The following is a 16886-nucleotide window of genomic DNA, read 5'->3' on the forward strand; positions in this document are numbered from 1 at the left end:
CACTGAAGCAATCCAATGAGCGATCGACGCCCGTCGCCGTCACCGGACTTGTCGCGTCCACCGGCTTTTTGTGCCATCGACGCGACGACATCGAACACATGAGTGGGGGAAGGCATGTCCATGGCCGACATCACACAAGTCAACCAGACACAGGGCAACCAGACACAGGGCGCCCATGCGAACCGCGCCCGGACGGCAGACGAAAACCCGGTGAAACGCTTCTTCCGCGCCACCGAAATCGACACCCGGCTGCTCGGCATGGTCGGCGCGCTCATCATCATATGGCTCGGCTTCCAGGTGATGACCGGCGGGCTGTTCCTGACGCCGCGCAACCTGTGGAACCTGACGGTCCAGACCTCATCCGTCGCCGTCATGGCGACCGGCATGGTGCTGATCATCGTCACCCGCAACATCGACCTTTCGGTCGGCTCCGTGCTCGGCTTCTGCGGCATGACCATGGGGGTTCTGCAGGCGCAGGTGCTGCCGCAATATCTCGGGCTCGGTCACCCCGCCATCTGGGCGATCACCCTGGCCTGCGGCATCGCGGTCGGCGGCGCCATCGGCGCGTTTCAGGGATCGATCATCGCCTTCCTCAACGTTCCCGCCTTCATCGTCACGCTTGGCGGCCTGCTCGTCTGGCGCGGCGCCACCTGGTTCGTGACGAGCGGCCAGACGGTTGCGCCGATGGACGCCACCTTCCGCCTCATGGGCGGCGGCACCGAGGGGTCGATCGGCGCCACGGCGAGCTGGATCGTCGGCGTTCTCGCCTGCATCGCCATCGTCGGGGCCATCCTCAATTCGCGCAAACAGCGCAAGCGCTTCGGCTTCCCGTTGCGTCCCGTCTGGGCGGAGTATTTCCTGGCAATCCTTGGCTGCGTCCTGGTGCTTGGCGCGATTGCGGTTGCCAACCACTATTACTGGCCGGTCAACATTGCCCGCAAATATGCCGATGCCAACGGCATCGCCTGGCCCGACGGCGGCCTGCAGATCTCGCACGGCATCGCCATTCCCGTGCTGGTCGCCGTGGCCGTCGGCATCGCCATGACTTTCATCGCCACCCGCCTCCGCTTCGGCCGTTACGTCTTCGCGCTCGGCGGCAACCCCGAAGCGGCTGAACTCGCCGGCATCAAGACGCGTTGGGTCACCGTCAAGATCTTCATGCTGATGGGCGTGCTCTGCGCCATCGCCGCGGCGATCTCGACGGCGCGTCTCAACGCGGCAACCAATGCGCAAGGGGAACTCGACGAGCTCTACACGATCGCCGCGGCCGTCATCGGCGGCACCTCGCTCGGCGGCGGTGTCGGGACCATAGCCGGCGCCATGATCGGCGCGCTCGTCATGCAATCACTGCAATCGGGCATGGTGCTGCTCGGCATCGACTCGCCGTTCCAGCGCATCGTCGTCGGTGTGGTCCTCGTCGTCGCCGTCTGGCTCGACACCGTCTACCGCGCCCGCGCCAAGTAAGAAGGAGTTCGAACGATGACTGAACACCGCACTCCGCTCGTGGAAATGAAAAACATTTCCATCTCATTCGGCGGCATCCATGCCGTGGACAATGCCTCCATCGATCTCTACCCCGGCGAAGTCGTGGCCCTGCTCGGCCACAACGGCGCCGGCAAGTCGACGCTGATCAAGATTCTCTCCGGCGCCTACCGGCGCGATGCCGGCGAGATCCTGATCAATGGTGAAGCGGCCGACATCCACAATCCGCGCGACGCCAAGAAATACGGCATCGAGACGATCTACCAGACCCTCGCCGTCGCCGACAATGTCGATGCCGCCGCCAATCTCTATCTCGGCCGGGAACTCCGCACCCCCTGGGGAACACTCGACGACGTGGCGATGGAGGCGAAGGCGCGCGAGGTGATGGGCCGCCTCAACCCCAACTTCCAGCGCTTCAAGGAACCGGTGAAGGCGCTCTCCGGCGGCCAGCGGCAATCGGTGGCGATCGCCCGCGCCATCCTCTTCAACGCCCGCATCCTGATCATGGACGAGCCGACGGCAGCACTCGGGCCGCAGGAGACGGCCCAGGTCGGCGAACTCATCAAGCAGTTGAAACGCGAGGGCATCGGCATCTTCCTGATCAGCCACGACATCCACGATGTCTTCGACCTCGCCGACCGCGTCTCGGTGATGAAGAACGGCCAGGTCGTCGGCCACGCCCGCACCGAGGACGTCACCAAGGACGAGGTGCTCGGCATGATCATCATGGGCAAGGTACCGGCGAAAGCGATCCCCGGCCCCGGCGCCATGCAGATGGCTTGAGCAATCGTCTGTGCATAAGCAATGCCGCATCCCCGGATGCGGCTTTTTTCTTGACCCGCGCGCACCGGCGAGCGATGCGCTTCAAGCACAGCCGCGAAGCGGAAAGCGCGTTTCCCCCACAATCTCTTGCAATTGACCATTGAAGCGGCACGCAAGCTAGGCTAAGAACCGCTACAGCCTGCTTCGGCGGCCATGCCGCCAACGGATGCACCCGTAGCTCAGCTGGATAGAGTGTTGGATTCCGATTCCAAAGGTCACAGGTTCGAATCCTGTCGGGTGCGCCAAAATGCCGGACAAAACAAACACTTGCCGCGGTCTTGTGAAAGCGCTCCTATGATTCGTCGCTGGTGGCGATTGGCCAGGGTTGCTTGTGCCGATAGGTTTATCCCTGCGCTTGGCGACGCCGGAACCGCCGTGAACCCGACTGATAAAGCTCTTATGGTTTGTCGCTACGGCCGCTTATTTGGTACGATTGTACCGTTAGGTTTGTCCCTGCGACGCGCGACGCCGCAGCACTGCCGCCGCAATCGAGTGCTCACCTCCGAGGAAAGAGGATCGCCTCACCGTGCTTCTCAGCCATTGTCGGCCCCGCTGAGTTCGGTCAACAGCCGGGGACAGGTGATGGGGCTTTTGACCGCTGTCGCTCCAAATGCTGCCGCATCGCAGATACCGCCCGGCAAGTTCCGTGTTGGTCCCGGCAGGACACCTCGCTAAGAGTCGCAGTCAGTCCGCGCCGGTTGCGAGGCCACAATGCTCGTTGCCCTCAGGCGGGTACCAAAGCCTAAAATCGTGACTCCGGTAAATATGCGATTTGCGCCACTGCCTTAGTCGCATCGCCGCGCCCGCCATTTGTTCCGATGAGCTTCCCTTTTTCTTCGGCCGACAACCCGCTAATTCGGTGCCTTTCCCACCGTTTGCCGTGCGTCAGCTTCAGTCGAAACGTGCGTCCATTGCTGCGGCAATACCAGATCGGTGCCCTTCCGATTTGCGTCCAACCGCAGTCAGCCCCGGACAACAATCGCTGCTCCGCCTCTGCTGGTGGAATTCGGGTCGGGCCGACAGGTGCGTCAAAAAAATCGAATAAGTCACGCTCGAAAGCTCCCGAGACGGAAAAGCCGGGTGTAATTGCTTCCAGTCTTCAGGCGCTTATCGGCTGCGTTGTCCTGATGATTTTGATCGCCATCTTCTGGTGATGTGACGATGACCGGATCAGGGACCTGCGACAAAGGCAATAGATTTCATTCTGCCGTTGGCTTGAGGTAAATCGATGAAATCAGACGTTTATTGCTAGAGATGGGCGAAAGATGGGTGCTATTTCCACTTTGACGCCCAGTTCCGGAGGAATACCTTTGCCTTCTCTGGCCAGTCCTTAACTACTGGACGAACGATGATTTTCTCACCGGATGGCTTCCAGGCCAGATAGACCTTCTGCTCTGTTATGGAAGCAATCAATATTGCCTCCTGCTCAAAACACATATGGGGCGTGCAGGCGGAACCCGCGAAGTAATCACCGTCGAATTCACCACTTCCGACGCCCATTATGATGTCTTTAAAAGATGCTTTATCGGCTCCAAGCAATGCGTCGATCTGTTCCGCAATTTCGCCAAACTTCAGCAGATCGCCAGGGTGAGAGGCGGTTTTCTCACGCAATTGCGCCCAGCCCTTCGACGTGTCGGCCGAAAAGGTTTGCCCCTCGACTCGTTTCAAGCCGCCTTCGAGGCTCCACATCCATCGTTCGCCCGGCCGATTTGGCATAGCAGTTGTTGAGAAAGAGAGTTGCGTCGGAGTCGCATGCGTCGTGACGACAAAACAAGTATCCAGTGGTCCGTCGATCCGAGGCGCTGCATTCGGCGGAAACGAAATAATGAATGGTGCGCCTTCGCATGCGTTCCCTCCAGGCGACGCGCTCCCAATTACCACGGGAGTGCCCGAAATCAGATGCACCTCGTCGATGTCAATGATCGCCTCCTTCAGCACCTGGCGACCATCCACTTCCAACAACTGTTCTGTATCACTGCCGAGAACTATGACCCGATGACCAAACAAGAGCATCTCGAAGTCCGCCGCCTTTGCGCCAACAGTCGCCGCGAATAAAGCGGTGATGGAGAAGAGTACTGCCTTGCGTATCCTCAACGGGCCCTCCTGCGATTGCGGCGCTTCACATTTTATGTCTTAGTCGCTCACTTGGACCGGCGACGCACTGTCGAATTCAAGCGTCCTCAGGAATGCAGTCAGCGCGTCGATCTCTGCATCATCAAGCGTCACCCCGACCAACGGCTCATCCGACCAAACCTTCAGCGCCTGGTAATACTCGGCTCTCTGCACGGCAGACATGCGAGAGGGGTCGTAGACTGCGAACGGATCAACGTGCACGCGTATCGCGTCTCCCAGCTTCATGATCGACCCTGAGTGAGAATAGGGTGCGGTCTTCGATACATTGAACAGCGGCGGCGTCCGGAACCGGTAACGGTCATCCGGATTTAACGTCACATTGAATCGGCCGTAGTCGACGCCAAATCCGTTCTTTCCAAAGCCACTCTGCGGGAACGGCACTGCGTGGAATTCCAAGTCCGAGAAATAAGCCCCGTTGTGACAGGTCGAGCACCGAGCTTTTCCGTAGAAGATGAGGCCGCCCGCATTTTCCCGTTCGGACATCTTGCCGTCGGCAAATACGAAGTCATGAAATCGGGTCGATTGGAGTTTGAAGTTATCCCGAATGAACGCCGCAATGGCAGATGCAACATCAAGAAACTCGATCTCATTGGCCGATTTTCCGGTTGCCGCAACGAGCGCCGAGTTGATCTCATCGTCCTTTAGCAAGCGGTCCAGCAGTTGATCGTAGACTGCTGCCGCCGTCGAGACGTTTTCTGTTTTAAGGGGCTCGTTGTCCTTGCTGTCGGTAACCATTTCGCCGATTTCGACAGGGGGCAGGTGGGCAGCAACCACCAGCGGATCATCTGAAGGATTCAGGTCACCAAATTGGCTGACGACTGTTCCCGATGACTTGTCGACTTTCCCATCCCAAAAGAACACATCAAACCCAACGCCACCTCGTCCCCAAAACGGCAGTGTATTCCTGGGAATGATGTCGCCGCCAGCCAGCAAGCGTTCGACGCCCTCTCCATGTCCCTCGGTGCCAATCGCATTGGGGATACCGTCTGCTGATCCAAAACGGTCAACATGACAGGTCGCGCAAGCTGTCTCGTGATCGAGTGACATTTTTTTCGACTGGAACAAGAGCTTTCCGGCCGCCACGAGCTTATCGTCCACGCTTACATGAGTCGCATCAGCGGGGACGAGGCCCGCCCGTTTTGCGGCGTCCCTCAGCACCTGCTCTCGCAGGTTGTTGGCTAATACGATGCTTGCTTGTAAGGCAAGCAGAATGGCGATAGCGAAGCAGCCGAGTTTAGTAGCGGATTTCATGGATTCTCACCACGTCCGGCAAGGTACCCGCGCGTTCCTCGACCGCCTTCAGGGACATTTCACTCAGCTCGTTTTCGGACAAGCCCCAACGCACAAGTTGTTTGCGCATGAGATCGTAATCCTGACAGTCTAAGAGAGCGATCTCCGCCGCCTCGACGTGGGCAACAGTCTTCGCCGAGGGCTCCTGTACGACAGCCTGCTTCGCCACCAGATGTTCCCGCATGGCGTGGTCACATTTAAACGTCAGTGTTGCGAACGATGGCTGCGCGTAAGCCATCAGGATCATTTTCCAGATTGGCGCGGCAGCAATTCCGGCCACAACGCCGATGGAAAACGCAACACCTCCAATGATGCTACTCCGCCGTGATGCCAAGCGCATTCAGCACCTCCGGTGTAATCGTGCCGGTGACTTTAAGCCCGTATGCCTCCTGCATCTTCGCAAGCGCCACTTTGGACTCGGGGCCGATCCTCCCGTCGATGGTCCCGGTATAGTAGCCGTAAAGGGATAGTGCTGTTTGGACCTGGATGACAATCTGACGGAACTTATCAGTATTGCCCGGCAGAACCTTTAGTTTTTGGCCCGGCACCGCCGGGTAGACAGGTGTATCGGGAGTGGCTTGATAGACGTTCTGCCCGCTATTCGGCAGAATGGTCGTATTCGGAGTGCTGGTAATATTCCGATTATATCTTGGAGCAGCATAGCTACCGCCGCTCGATGACCTGTGGCTCGAATGGGAGCGATGGCTCGAATGGGAGCGGTGAGCGGCAAGGCTGTAGATATGATTGAGGTGTAGGCGCTCGAATATGGAAGCTGGAGCGTCCTTTTTCTCGACTACGCCTGCAGGCGACACAGCATCAGCCTTGGCGGGCAGAAATCCTGCCGCCAGGAACGAGGGAATTGCAAACAGCCGCTTCTTCATAGTGGTCGAATCCCTTCAAACCCCTCATCGTGACTGTACCATTCGAAAAAACCGCCACAAGCAGAACGCGAGGAACATTCTCGGCATACGTGAAGAAATTTCCTTTTCCAGTCGGAAATTGTTGATGGCGCGAACTGTCGGTAATCCGGGGGCACCGAGCAGAGAGGAAAATTATACAGCGCGACCTCCACTCCTTTAGCTACGGCCATGTTGATCGCCGACTTCAGAGCGCTGAACTCGGTGGATGTGTCTTTAAAGGTGTTGCGCCAGTTCATTCTGCCATAGCCAATGCGTTCGAGCTGCATCAGCGCCCATACGGAGACAAACGGGAGCCGGTTGGCGACGAAGTTCGCCAAGTCCGGTAGAAAGCCCCAGTTCTGTTGCATTACCACGGTGCGCAGCTCGACCGATGCTCCAGCGCGCATCAGGAAAGCGAGGTTGCGTTCCAGACGGTGAAACGCGCCCCGTTTGCCCACGATCTCGTCGTGTAGCTTCGAATCCGAAGCATAGAGGGGGATGCCCCAAAGCACGCGTTCCGGGCCAATTTCATCGAGGCGCTTCATGTCTTCGGCTTCCAAATGCTGCGCATTGGTCAGAACATGGAAGCGCAAGTCGGGCCGAGCGACGGCGGAGGATGCGAGGAACTCGAACAGCCGCGCCTTATGGAGAAGCGGCTCGCCCCCGGATATTCCGATGTAAGCACCAGAAGGAGCCAACTTCGCGGCGATGGCGAATTGGTCGAAGAAATCCAGGTGATGCTTCTTCGGTGGCTGCGAGCACATGACGCAGAGCTGATCGCATTGCTCGGTGATCAGCAGCGTGTTGTGCATCGATGTTGCGCGAATGAGCCTGTGAGCACTCGGTTGGCCCGGCAGAATCATCAACACGTCACCATCCAGCGGCAGCTCATCGCTGGCATGAATTCGAACGGAAAACCCAAGATACTCATACTCACGACAGCCGGTCTCGCGCCCAATCAGATGAGCGTCATGTTCAGAATGTTCGGATCGGTCGCGCTCGCACAAGCGAAGCACCAACGGTTCGACAATAGGTAACGGATCGACTTTCAATCGGAGGTCGATCATCTGTGAACCTTCGCCAGTGCGGGCTCATACTCGGGAATGCCAGCCCAAATTGCCAAGGACTTCTGAACCTTCGGATCGGCCGAATAGATCAACTCGAAGACCTTATCGAAGATATGCGTGTGCCGTTGGCAGAAATCCGTCAGATGTTTCGGCAGGTCAATGCGCCCATAGCGGGAGAGGTCGTCAATAAGGTCGACACCGCAGAACGCTTGGTACGGACAGTGTACACAGTCAGGATGGAAGTTATTTGACGCCTCCGCATTGAGGCTGTCGAGAGCAGTTCTATCGAGACCTGTTTGCACGTTGCCCATCGAGAGGTCGAACTGGCCGACACGCGTCACCATTCGAGCTTCGTCGGTGGGGTAAAATGTGCCGTCGTAGTCCACGACAAGATAACTGTCGCCAAGGATGTTCGGGTTCCGGAGGTCGGTGTGGCCGTTGTGCCCAGCTCTCAACACCCGGCGTAGGCAGTGGACGAAGTAGTATTCTTCGACCGGCTCGGCAGAAGTCCAATTGTATTCGACAAGGGCGTCGATGAAGGCAGAGTGATAAGCGTTCCAATCAGCGGCCGAATCCCAGGCGGTAAATCGCTTACGCGCGAAGCCCTGAAAGTTCACTGGTCGCAAATAAATCGAGCGCAAGCCGAACAGCGTGAAGGCTTCGATGATTGAACTCGGCTCGGGTAGATTGCGCACGTCAAGTGTCGGAAGCGCGGACACCTTCGCAGTCCCGAGCTTATCGACGGCATGCCGTAGATTGCTGAGGAACTCTTGCGTCTTCTCGGCCGTCACGGTGCGCTGACGCTGATGAACCTGAGGATTTGCATCGAGCGACGTGCTGATGAACGTATCCGGCTCCGACAAGAATGACCAAGCCTCGTCGCTCACGACTTGCAGATTTGTGCAGACAACGAATTCCGTGTGCTCGAAACGCTGGCGACAGAAATCCCGCACACGTTTCAGCATCTCTAGTTTCAGGAGGGGCTCGCCGCCCTGGAACTCGACTTTCAACCTGGTCGTCGTCAGGCCATCAAGAAATAGAAGAACAGCGGCCAAGGTAGATTCGTCCCAATCGAAACCGGGCGTGTTCTCGTTGACGCGGGAGACCTGGCAATAACCGCAAGCGAGATTGCAGCGGAGCGTCGGAACAAGAATGACATAGTCTGTTTCCATCGCCGCGTAGAGCCGATTGGCCCACCGGTATGCAAATCCGGTGTACGCGAGATCATCGGCCTCCCTGAAGCTATGCCCGTTCTCTTCAAGGAACCGTTCATCGTTGGAATTTAGCCGGTCTTCGATGTAGCGCCGTAGAAACGCCAGATCGGACTTGAAGAACCCGCCTGCGTCATCGGCGAAAAACAATGCGCCGTCGTCGGAGGGTTTGAATTTCAGCGGAAAAACAGTCACCGGCCCATCACACCCTCAATAAGAGCTTTTCGGAGCGGCAGCGTCTCAGCGTAGATTTTTTGTCTGTAAAGAGCGAAATGGAGATCGCGGACCAGATCGCCGACATGGCGGGAGTCGGCGAAAAGAGAGATTACTTCCGGGCCGACCTCAATTTCGACGGAAGGATGCAGATATGAAAAACGGTGTATCGCATCACTGATATGGGCCCGGAAAGCAGGTCCAACAGCCACATCGCAACGATGTTTACCAGATCGATCCCCCATAGCCAGCCTCCCACCTAGCAGCAAGCCACAACCTGTGCCAACGGGATCGTTCACGCAAGAGTTTTGATCGGCGCAATCAGCAATATAATTGATCTGGCGTCGTGCAGTCAATAGTTGCGCTTCGGGGCGGGCTTCGACTGTCTGGCGATCCCCTGGCGACTGGTTAGGAAGCCGAATGCGACGAGCTTTCGTCGACGATTTCTTATCCGCCGCCGAAACGCTTCACTTTCGCACTGAGTTACCGTCCCCAGTATGGCGCACGCCAACCGGCCTTAATCGCCTCCGCTTCGTCACAGAACCAGCGCTCACCCTGCTCGACGTTCACTTTGGTCTTCTTGTACCAAGGCGACCACGGCGTATGGTAAATGTGACCGTTTTCGGAGATGTTTCCCTTAATCGGGCAACCGTCAGGTGCTTCCTGCTGTGCGACCGCCCACTTTTCAGCACGGTAATCCCAAGGCGGTGTCTGCTGCTCGGTAATCCAAATGCCGATATGCTTCTGGTGCGCCTCCTCTTCGAGACCGACGTAGTCATTGGAATATTTGCGAAACGCCCAAGCGTGACCAGTCGCAACCATAGTTGCGTTTATGTCGTCGCCTCCGACCTTGCAGACAGCGATTGTTCTGCCGTAGCCGTCTTGCCCACGATCATCGCAATTGACTGTTTGCCCAAGAATAAGCCCTTCGAGAGCTGAAATGGCAGCCTTGCCGCAATTCCAGGCTTTGCCGTTTGGCTTGCTGCATTTCTGTCCGGCCTCGGGTGCGTCGATCCCGTGCAGGCGATAAACGATTCCATTCAGCTCTATCGTGTCACCGTCGACCACACGGGGAGAGGATGTTGCCCAAACAGGGCTGCTGACCAGTGTGAACAGAATCAACGCTAAGGCGTATCGCATTACAACTCTCAATTCCCCGTCCGGGTCAAGTCGCGCCTGACCTAAGAACCGCAAATCGCCAAGCGCCGCGACCAAGAAACGACGAAATCAATTAAGCACCTAATGATCTAATGCGACTCGGCTGGCTAATCGAGGTTTTTCCTTATCTCGTTATAACAGGCCTCGACCGGCCCGACGTCGCGCTTTGCCAAGGCAGTCCAGTTCGAACCATCAAACTGGAAGTGCTCGATAAAGCATGTCGATTGATCGTAATCAGCCCATTGGGCGATCATAAGCTTACTGGTGAGCTGATATTTCAGGGTAAGGTACATATTGTCCTCGCCCCCGCGCGGGAAATCCAACGGCTGCCCGGTTCGATTGTTGCCCACGATTACGAACGAGCATCCTGCTCCGCACCCGATCTGAATGACGGAATACTCGCCTGCGAAGTTCGGCCCCTCCTGCATCCCGTTTCGAATACGAGTGCGGAAGTTGTTGAACGCCTTGTCTCGCCCTTTGAAGTCAGGGAGTTTTGTTTTTCCGGTGAAGATATCAGTTATCGGGAACTGATCCGGTCGGAATACGTCGGCGTCGGCCTTAGATTCGGTAGTGGCCGATCCACTTTGGGCAGCTCCCCAAATGATAGGAGCGTAGCCTTGGTCGTAGATTTTCTTTGCACCCCAAATCGTGTCGACATAGTTTCGTTCGGCAAGGATGAGCGCGTTCAGCTTCGCTGCTGGCCCGATGTGATCACTTAGTTTCTCGTTCCCGTGCCTTGCCTGCAGCTCGGCAAGCGCGGCGGCCGAAATCGTCGTCACGAAGGTGGCGATCACATCACTTCCCGATATTTCGTAGGAATGAAGAGAGCCACACCACCGTCGGGCAACATCGACACGCCCTGCCTGGCATCAAACATCATGCCGTTGTGGCCGAAGTGCCGCCGGATATCTGCGAGCGACGTGTGACCGTACTTCAATTCCTCGAAGTCCGAGAATGCACCCCCAGGCTCGCCGCCCCAGTCCGTCTCAAGATAGACGATCTTGCCGGTGGAGCGTAGAAACGTTGCCGAAAGCTCGTTTCCACCCGGCAGGTGAAATTTCACGGAGGTGTGTGGACCCATCGCCTGCGTGGAAGTCGGCTTTATTCCAAGCTGGTTGAGGGCCGCCCTGTCGCTGCCAATCGTGACTCCCGACATAGACTGAGCCATCGCCGGTGCCGATGCGCAAACGAGGCAAATGGCCCAAAGACTCAGGTTTCTGAACAGCATTTCTGACACTCACAATTCACTTCTAATTAAACCCATAGTTCAAAACACCTTGACGAAACAACCTCATTGATGAAAGTTATGGTTGTTTCTAGGGGTGGGAGGGTAACTTGCATTCAAAGATTACGATTGCCGTGGCACTTGTTGTCTCGATGTTCATGGGCTTGGTTCAGGCGTACGCTCATAGTGGCGGAACAGATGAGAATGGTTGTCACAACGACCGAAAAAGAGGGGGATACCATTGCCACTAGTGCGTTGCGTCTCGTTTGCAGCTCTCATCGTGCCGCTGGTTTTTTCGAGTCCTCTACTCGCCTGGGATGGCGTTGATAGCAACACAGGTGACTCTGTCGAGATTGGCAAGGGCAACCTGGTCAGACCCGGCCAGAACATCGAAATCTACGACTGGGGCTCTGCCGAGTATCGGGACGTCGAAGTTCAGTCGATCCAGGACAGTGGCGGGTCTGTCGAGGTTGAAGTCTACGACTCCAAAAGTGGCGAGTATCGGACTTTCGAAATGGAAGATTAGCAACCGAAGTGCTGCGGGGCGGCGTCGCTCTGGTCGGAGACGCCGCCCGACTTGGTCCCTGGGCAGTCCGGAGGTTCGGCAGATGGGGTTTCCGTATCCAACTCCGCCACCGATCTGCCGCCTAGCCCGAATGGCTGCACGACGCGTGATCTTGCTCCACGCAAGGGAGCTTCGCGATAGCGCGAGGTCCTACGCCAGCAATGGATCGAGCCACCTGCCATTGCCCACCGCCCAGCCAAGCCTACCTGCAGCCTAGTAGTGCAGCTTCGCAGCGAGGGGCGCGACCGCGAGGTCTCGCTGATTTCCCTTTGCGTAGGCGAAAAAAGGCGTTCTCCTACCGTTCTCTTTGTTCAGCGTTCCTTCCCCCGAGTTGGATGACGGTGCTCCGTCCCCCGGGGGCGTAATTCTGTTGGTTGCCTGTCTGCGAGAGTTGCGAATTGCTCGCCAATTTGGTGAGAGATGCGGCGGTGACCAAATGACCATGTCCATCAGGATGCCGCCGACAAAAACGAACTTTGCAAAAAGCGCCAATATGGTCCCGAGGAGTCCGACCCAAAACGTCGCCCGTCGCGCCCCCGAATGCTTCTCGATCACGCTGAACAGCAAACGCCCGCCGTCTAGGGTGAAACGCGGGGAGAAGATTGACGGCAGCCAGAATTATGTTGATCCAGCCCAATCAATTCAAAGCTCGAAACAAAGGGGGATCGGCCATTGGTGGCGGTGTGAGCCAGGGCCGCCCCAGCGAGGGCTGGAAGGCGCTTGATGCATCACGAAGAAAGAGCGCATAGACGGCGAGGCAAGCCGTTCCGAGTATAATGTTGATGCATGGCCCAGCTATTGTGATCAGCCGATCTTGTGTACGCGTCCAGTTGTCCCCCTCCCAAATAGCTTCGCCACCACCCGAATGAAGCTTGATGAGTACGGGCTTTAGCCCCAGCCGCCGGGCCATCAAGGCATGACCCGATTCATGGGCGAACACCGATACGATGATCCCGACCACGAATGAGGACCGGCACAAGACAGGGCGGCTTTGAAATGCCGCAGAGCGCAAAATTGTATTTCCTGTCGAGCAGCCTCCTCGACACCCAAGCAAGGTGCCACACCTACACTGTTGTGCTAACGAAATGTTAACCATAACCGGCCACCGTCAATAGCCAACTGAAGCGAGCTAGCACCTCAGTGGAGGCAGGCATGTTTCTCTTGGACACCAGCGTTCTCAGTCATGCGCAATATAGCCGGCAGCATCCAGCGGTGGGTGCGTGGTTGGAAGAGCAGGAAAGCGTAGCGATACCGTTTCCAGCTCTGCTTGAGGTTCAACAAGGCATTTTCGAAGTAAGGCTGACCAAGCCAGACCTTGCCGCAGAACTCCTCATTTGGCTCGAGGGGCTTCTGTCGGTGGACCACGATTTTCCAGAGATCAATCCGGAAGTCGCACGTGTCTTGGCGATGTTGTACTGTTGCGAGCCCCTCAGGCATCTCTGGTATACGAACCCGGACAGCTCAAAAAAGAAGAAGCCTGGCCAAGACCTCTTCATCGCGGCGGTGTCGATCGCACACAACATACCTATCGCTACCCTCAACAATAAGGATTTTGCGATGATTGATCGGTATCATAGGTTGCCGGGGGCCTATAATCCGGCCTTTTCCTTCTGGATCGTCGCCCCCCCGGAGACCAGACAAACCTGTGTAGTAAGTAGGGTGAAGGTAGCCTAGCGTTTTATCGGGCCACCGCGGGCAAGGTATCGGCCTGCGGGTTCTTTCTTGGCCACCGCTTTGAAGGTCAGCTCGAAAACGCCATCGCCATCCCGGATGGTCTGCACGGTTCCACTGCGAGCGGCGTCCAACACCTCAGCGATCCGCTGCTCGGCATCCTCTCGTTCCCAAGTCTGTGCTAGTTTCTGCACGAGTCCTCGCTTTTCTCGACGGCGCATTGATAGCCGATTCCGGATAGACATGGAACATCGCGTCGAAAATACAAGAACCCGAGTTCCTGGTAGGACATCCGCACGCTATAAGCTATCTTTGTCTTCCGGCTCAGGAAGGGATTGTTTGCGCTTCTTTTTTAGCTTCGGTCCGGACGTCCCTGGTCTTACAATTCGGCGGGGAAGAGTGGGCCGTTCCACACCACCGTCGAGTTCTTCTCCGAACGACCGCTCATTCGAAGAAATCCCCTGAACCCCGTTATCGTTCCCCAGTCTTCCGACGGCCACTCACGGGGTCGACCTTCCGCGTGGCACCTCCCCAACGACATTGCCGCGCACGGTGGCTTCATCTCCCTGGAGCAATTCGGAAAACCGCTCGGCTGTCATTTCGACTTCGTCAGCGAGTATCCGCGCAATGGACCGTAGTGCTTCTCGCTTCGGCTCCAGCAGTTTGACAGCCCGCTGGCGGCAGGCTTCGAGGCGCGCCTTAACGGCCCTATTCGCCGCAGGGTCGACCCTATGGAGGCGCGGGATTGTCCGCTCGTTGTACGCCTCTGCGATCAAGCTTTCCCCGAAGCCAAAAAGCATCTCCATCATCGTTGCAAGACGTGTCGCCTGCGCGAGGTCGGACGCTGCGCTACCACCAACGGAAGTCGAGTGCCCTCCGAGTGCGATCTGCTCCGCGACCATCCCGCCCAGCAGAATGGTAATTCGCGAAAGGAAGTCTTCCTTTACCGGCATCAGGGGAAAGACTGATTTGAAGTCCGTGCCTCCAAGTTCGAGCCGCTTGTCATCGATTGGCCGCGAGACGTCGATGCACAAGCTTTCGAGATTACCCGGCTGCAGGATAACACCAACCATGGCATGCCCTACCTCATGGACCGCGATGCGAAAACGCTCGTCATCGGTGAAATCTCGTCGGGCTGGCATGGCGGCTTCGATGTCCTCGATGACCACGCGGTCCCCTCCTCGCCTGCGCGACACACGTCTCGAGTCCCGCGCTAGCTTCGCCAGGTCCGCGCCACTCCAGCCCTTCGTGTGCTTCATAGACACCAGGAGGTCGAGGTCATCGTGAGCACCCAGGTGATGACGCATGATCGCTACCCTCGCATCCAAGTCAGGCAGCGGGATTCTGATTTCCCTCTCAAGACGTCCAGACCGAAGTAGCGCTGGATCAATAGCGTCGGAGTCGTTGGTTGCACCGATGACGATTACGCCTTCTCTTCCCTCCGACGGAGCAAGGCATTCGAGCAGCCCGTTAATCACCTGCCTCTTGTAATCATGGTTGTAGCCCCCCTCGCCAACGTTGCGTGATCCAAAAGCGTCAAACTCGTCGAGGAACACGATCGACGGCCGCGATTTCGCCGCGGAGGCGAAAAGCTTACGCATGGCCTTTAGCATATCCCCCAAATGACCCTCGGATTGCCACCGGGCCGCGGATGCAAGAAACAGCGTTGCCTCGCAACTGTTCGCCAATGCTTGCGCGTACATCGTTTTGCCGACACCAGGAGGGCCGCTTAGCAAGATGCCTTGGTCGATATCCTCCCACTTGATCTTGCCCTCTCGCCAATCATTGAGGTCGCGGACGAGTTCGAGGCCCCATTGCTTCGCCTCACCAAAGCCTGCGAGCGTCTCCAGGCGGATGCCCGCCGGCTTACTAACCGGAAAAGGCTGCTCTTCTTCGCGTGTTGACAACGTCGTCAGGTTCTTGATGACTCGGGCCATCGGGCGCGCTCGGTACGTCGCCAGGCGCACGCGTCTCAAGGGCTGCGCGGCCAGGAATTCGGCATCGCCATACGAGAGCGTAAATCCCGGGAAGGTACGGGCGGCCGCGACAAAGTGGGCGGCAGTCGGGGGCAAGAGATCGATTTCCGCATCGAGCATCATCCGGACATCTGCATTCACGCTCCTGTGGCCGTCGTGGCAGATGATGGTCTGGCGGAACCGTTTCATTTTGGAAACGATCTGCCAAGGCGCGGTGTCCAGGGAGTAGCTGCCATGGACGGCCGCCATGTCCTCGCCGTCGTCGTTGCAGCCTCCGCCGGCACGGAAGAGGAGGCGCGATGCCTCCTCATAAATGAACCCATCTTCGGGCTCAGGCACGTGCAGCAAGATAGCAAACGAGAGATGCTGACGCCTCAGGAAAGGTCGCAACTGGCGGCGTAGGGCAAAAACTACGGCGGTCACGGCAAGGTTACGCGATTCTTCGCGCTTGGTAGTATCGCGGAATGACATGGAAACCTCATGTATCGCTGGATGAATACGGGCGGGTGGCAAATTGGCCTAGCTTCGTATTCGGCGAACCATGGTCTCAGGGCCAATGAGCGCGTCGTCGAGTTCCACGTCGACAAAGCGCTGCAGGATCAGCGACGCAATCGCCGCCACGGGTTCCGTGTTGCGAATGGCGCTAAGGCATTCCGACATTGTGAGCGAGCCCTCCTGATCCAGGAAGGCCAGTAAACGCAGTCTGTCTGCAAGGCTGACTGTGACATTGGCATATTGAAGAAGATCGCGGGCATTCCGAAGCCGGAAACCGCCATCGTAAACTTCATCGACAGCAACAAGGCGATACGATGCCCGTTGCTCTCTGACCGCCTGTTTAATGTGTTCGATATCGACAGCCAGCACACGGTCAGCGGCGTCGAGGAACCGCACCCCGCCGTCACGGTCAACGACCCGAAAATCCGGGGTATGACCGCATGATCCCACTTTAACGGTGGGGCCTGGCGCGGTCCAACAGGCAACGTCGGGATTGATGTCGAGGATGCAGGCAAGATCGCGCGCCTGCCTGGAGCGGAACAAGGGCTTGCCAACACACTTCAGCGTCGGCAGCGGCTCGGAATAGTCGACGGGAGCCGGCAGATCAGAGACCGCTTTATGCGGAGACTTCCTACGAGATGACATGGCCGCACTCACAACACGAACGACGTTTCATGCA

General features: G+C 57.4%; 18 protein-coding genes and 1 tRNA gene. 6 read left to right on the top strand and 13 right to left on the bottom strand.

Annotation, left to right across the window (positions count from 1 at the left end):
* The first annotated feature begins 114 nt into the window (after positions 1–114).
* The 3 genes from USDA257_RS23255 to USDA257_RS23265 all read left to right on the top strand — a co-directional run bounded on the left by USDA257_RS23255 (position 115) and on the right by USDA257_RS23265 (position 2549).
* Positions 115–1464, top strand: coding sequence for a sugar ABC transporter permease (locus tag USDA257_RS23255; protein ID WP_014765442.1), 1350 nt, complete (start codon positions 115–117; stop codon positions 1462–1464).
* 15 nt (positions 1465–1479) lie between these two features.
* Positions 1480–2265, top strand: coding sequence for an ATP-binding cassette domain-containing protein (locus USDA257_RS23260; RefSeq protein WP_014765443.1), 786 nt, complete (start codon positions 1480–1482; stop codon positions 2263–2265).
* A gap of 207 nt (positions 2266–2472) precedes the next feature.
* A tRNA-Arg gene (locus tag USDA257_RS23265) sits at positions 2473–2549 on the top strand.
* Positions 2550–3576: 1027 nt separating this feature from the next.
* Here the strand turns inward: USDA257_RS23265 and USDA257_RS23270 are convergent.
* From USDA257_RS23270 to USDA257_RS23310, 10 genes are all read right to left on the bottom strand, one after another.
* Entirely contained in the window at positions 3577–4398 is an 822-nt protein-coding gene (locus USDA257_RS23270; RefSeq protein ID WP_048657429.1) for a hypothetical protein, read from the bottom strand.
* 39 nt (positions 4399–4437) lie between these two features.
* Positions 4438–5688 (bottom strand): His-Xaa-Ser system-associated MauG-like protein, encoded by a 1251-nt coding sequence (locus USDA257_RS23275; RefSeq protein WP_080605673.1) that lies wholly within the window; start codon positions 5686–5688, stop codon positions 4438–4440.
* Positions 5672–6067: a TIGR03982 family His-Xaa-Ser system protein gene (locus USDA257_RS23280; RefSeq protein ID WP_080605674.1), complete on the bottom strand. Its 396-nt coding sequence runs from the start codon at positions 6065–6067 to the stop codon at positions 5672–5674. Before USDA257_RS23280 ends, USDA257_RS23275 begins: the two co-directional genes overlap by 17 nt.
* Entirely contained in the window at positions 6042–6608 is a 567-nt protein-coding gene (hxsA, locus tag USDA257_RS23285) for a His-Xaa-Ser repeat protein HxsA (RefSeq protein WP_014765446.1), read from the bottom strand. Before hxsA ends, USDA257_RS23280 begins: the two co-directional genes overlap by 26 nt.
* Positions 6605–7693, bottom strand: a complete 1089-nt coding sequence (gene hxsC, locus USDA257_RS23290) for a His-Xaa-Ser system radical SAM maturase HxsC (protein ID WP_014765447.1) — start codon at positions 7691–7693, stop codon at positions 6605–6607. The genes hxsA and hxsC overlap by 4 nt, the downstream gene beginning before the upstream one ends.
* Positions 7690–9099: a His-Xaa-Ser system radical SAM maturase HxsB gene (gene hxsB, locus USDA257_RS23295; RefSeq protein WP_014765448.1), complete on the bottom strand. Its 1410-nt coding sequence runs from the start codon at positions 9097–9099 to the stop codon at positions 7690–7692. The genes hxsC and hxsB overlap by 4 nt, the downstream gene beginning before the upstream one ends.
* Positions 9096–9362 carry a hypothetical protein gene (locus USDA257_RS35650; RefSeq protein WP_223843367.1) on the bottom strand — a complete coding sequence of 89 codons (267 nt, stop codon included), beginning with the start codon at positions 9360–9362 and terminating at the stop codon, positions 9096–9098. The genes hxsB and USDA257_RS35650 overlap by 4 nt, the downstream gene beginning before the upstream one ends.
* Before the next feature lie 238 nt (positions 9363–9600).
* A complete protein-coding gene (locus USDA257_RS23300; RefSeq protein WP_014765450.1) occupies positions 9601–10257 on the bottom strand; it encodes a thermonuclease family protein in 657 nt (218 codons plus the stop codon).
* Between the two features lie 125 nt (positions 10258–10382).
* Positions 10383–11069 (bottom strand): hypothetical protein, encoded by a 687-nt coding sequence (locus tag USDA257_RS33085; protein ID WP_014765451.1) that lies wholly within the window; start codon positions 11067–11069, stop codon positions 10383–10385.
* On the bottom strand, positions 11066–11503 hold the full coding sequence (locus USDA257_RS23310) for a hypothetical protein (protein WP_014765452.1): 438 nt from the start codon (positions 11501–11503) through the stop codon (positions 11066–11068). The genes USDA257_RS33085 and USDA257_RS23310 overlap by 4 nt, the downstream gene beginning before the upstream one ends.
* A gap of 155 nt (positions 11504–11658) precedes the next feature.
* On the opposite strand from USDA257_RS23310, the gene USDA257_RS38590 reads away from it, so the two are divergent.
* The gene (locus USDA257_RS38590; protein WP_223843467.1) at positions 11659–11751 is read left to right on the top strand and encodes a YHYH domain-containing protein; all 93 of its coding nucleotides are present in this window, start codon (positions 11659–11661) and stop codon (positions 11749–11751) included.
* Positions 11751–12026, top strand: a complete 276-nt coding sequence (locus USDA257_RS23315; protein ID WP_014765453.1) for a DUF5334 family protein — start codon at positions 11751–11753, stop codon at positions 12024–12026. The genes USDA257_RS38590 and USDA257_RS23315 overlap by 1 nt, the downstream gene beginning before the upstream one ends.
* 676 nt (positions 12027–12702) lie before the next feature.
* On the opposite strand, the gene USDA257_RS38855 is transcribed toward USDA257_RS23315, so the two are convergent.
* Positions 12703–13161, bottom strand: a complete 459-nt coding sequence (locus tag USDA257_RS38855) for a M50 family metallopeptidase (RefSeq protein ID WP_080605675.1) — start codon at positions 13159–13161, stop codon at positions 12703–12705.
* Between the two features lie 56 nt (positions 13162–13217).
* Here USDA257_RS38855 and USDA257_RS23320 point away from each other — a divergent pair, with 56 nt between their 5' ends.
* Positions 13218–13739, top strand: coding sequence for a type II toxin-antitoxin system VapC family toxin (locus USDA257_RS23320; RefSeq protein WP_048657430.1), 522 nt, complete (start codon positions 13218–13220; stop codon positions 13737–13739).
* A gap of 497 nt (positions 13740–14236) precedes the next feature.
* On the opposite strand, the gene USDA257_RS33260 is transcribed toward USDA257_RS23320, so the two are convergent.
* Entirely contained in the window at positions 14237–16183 is a 1947-nt protein-coding gene (locus tag USDA257_RS33260) for an AAA family ATPase (protein WP_014765455.1), read from the bottom strand.
* Positions 16184–16231: 48 nt separating this feature from the next.
* A complete protein-coding gene (locus USDA257_RS23335; RefSeq protein WP_144051956.1) occupies positions 16232–16864 on the bottom strand; it encodes a hypothetical protein in 633 nt (210 codons plus the stop codon).
* Positions 16865–16886 lie beyond the last annotated feature (22 nt).

This window comes from Sinorhizobium fredii USDA 257 (assembly GCF_000265205.3).
Lineage (GTDB): Bacteria > Pseudomonadota > Alphaproteobacteria > Rhizobiales > Rhizobiaceae > Sinorhizobium > Sinorhizobium fredii_B.

What these genes read in the sequence shown, in the direction of transcription:
- USDA257_RS23260 (WP_014765443.1), top strand. Translation starts at nt 1,480, where the DNA reads ATGACTGAACACCGCACTCCGCTCGTGGAAATGAAAAACATTTCCATC.
- USDA257_RS35650 (WP_223843367.1), bottom strand. Translation starts at nt 9,362, where the DNA reads ATGGGGGATCGATCTGGTAAACATCGTTGCGATGTGGCTGTTGGACCT.
- USDA257_RS23310 (WP_014765452.1), bottom strand. Translation starts at nt 11,503, where the DNA reads ATGCTGTTCAGAAACCTGAGTCTTTGGGCCATTTGCCTCGTTTGCGCA.
- USDA257_RS23280 (WP_080605674.1), bottom strand. Translation starts at nt 6,067, where the DNA reads ATGCGCTTGGCATCACGGCGGAGTAGCATCATTGGAGGTGTTGCGTTT.
- USDA257_RS23275 (WP_080605673.1), bottom strand. Translation starts at nt 5,688, where the DNA reads ATGAAATCCGCTACTAAACTCGGCTGCTTCGCTATCGCCATTCTGCTT.
- USDA257_RS33260 (WP_014765455.1), bottom strand. Translation starts at nt 16,183, where the DNA reads ATGTCATTCCGCGATACTACCAAGCGCGAAGAATCGCGTAACCTTGCC.
- USDA257_RS23320 (WP_048657430.1), top strand. Translation starts at nt 13,218, where the DNA reads ATGTTTCTCTTGGACACCAGCGTTCTCAGTCATGCGCAATATAGCCGG.
- USDA257_RS23300 (WP_014765450.1), bottom strand. Translation starts at nt 10,257, where the DNA reads ATGCGATACGCCTTAGCGTTGATTCTGTTCACACTGGTCAGCAGCCCT.
- USDA257_RS23255 (WP_014765442.1), top strand. Translation starts at nt 115, where the DNA reads ATGTCCATGGCCGACATCACACAAGTCAACCAGACACAGGGCAACCAG.
- USDA257_RS38855 (WP_080605675.1), bottom strand. Translation starts at nt 13,161, where the DNA reads ATGGTTAACATTTCGTTAGCACAACAGTGTAGGTGTGGCACCTTGCTT.
- hxsC (WP_014765447.1), bottom strand. Translation starts at nt 7,693, where the DNA reads ATGATCGACCTCCGATTGAAAGTCGATCCGTTACCTATTGTCGAACCG.
- USDA257_RS38590 (WP_223843467.1), top strand. Translation starts at nt 11,659, where the DNA reads ATGGGCTTGGTTCAGGCGTACGCTCATAGTGGCGGAACAGATGAGAAT.
- hxsA (WP_014765446.1), bottom strand. Translation starts at nt 6,608, where the DNA reads ATGAAGAAGCGGCTGTTTGCAATTCCCTCGTTCCTGGCGGCAGGATTT.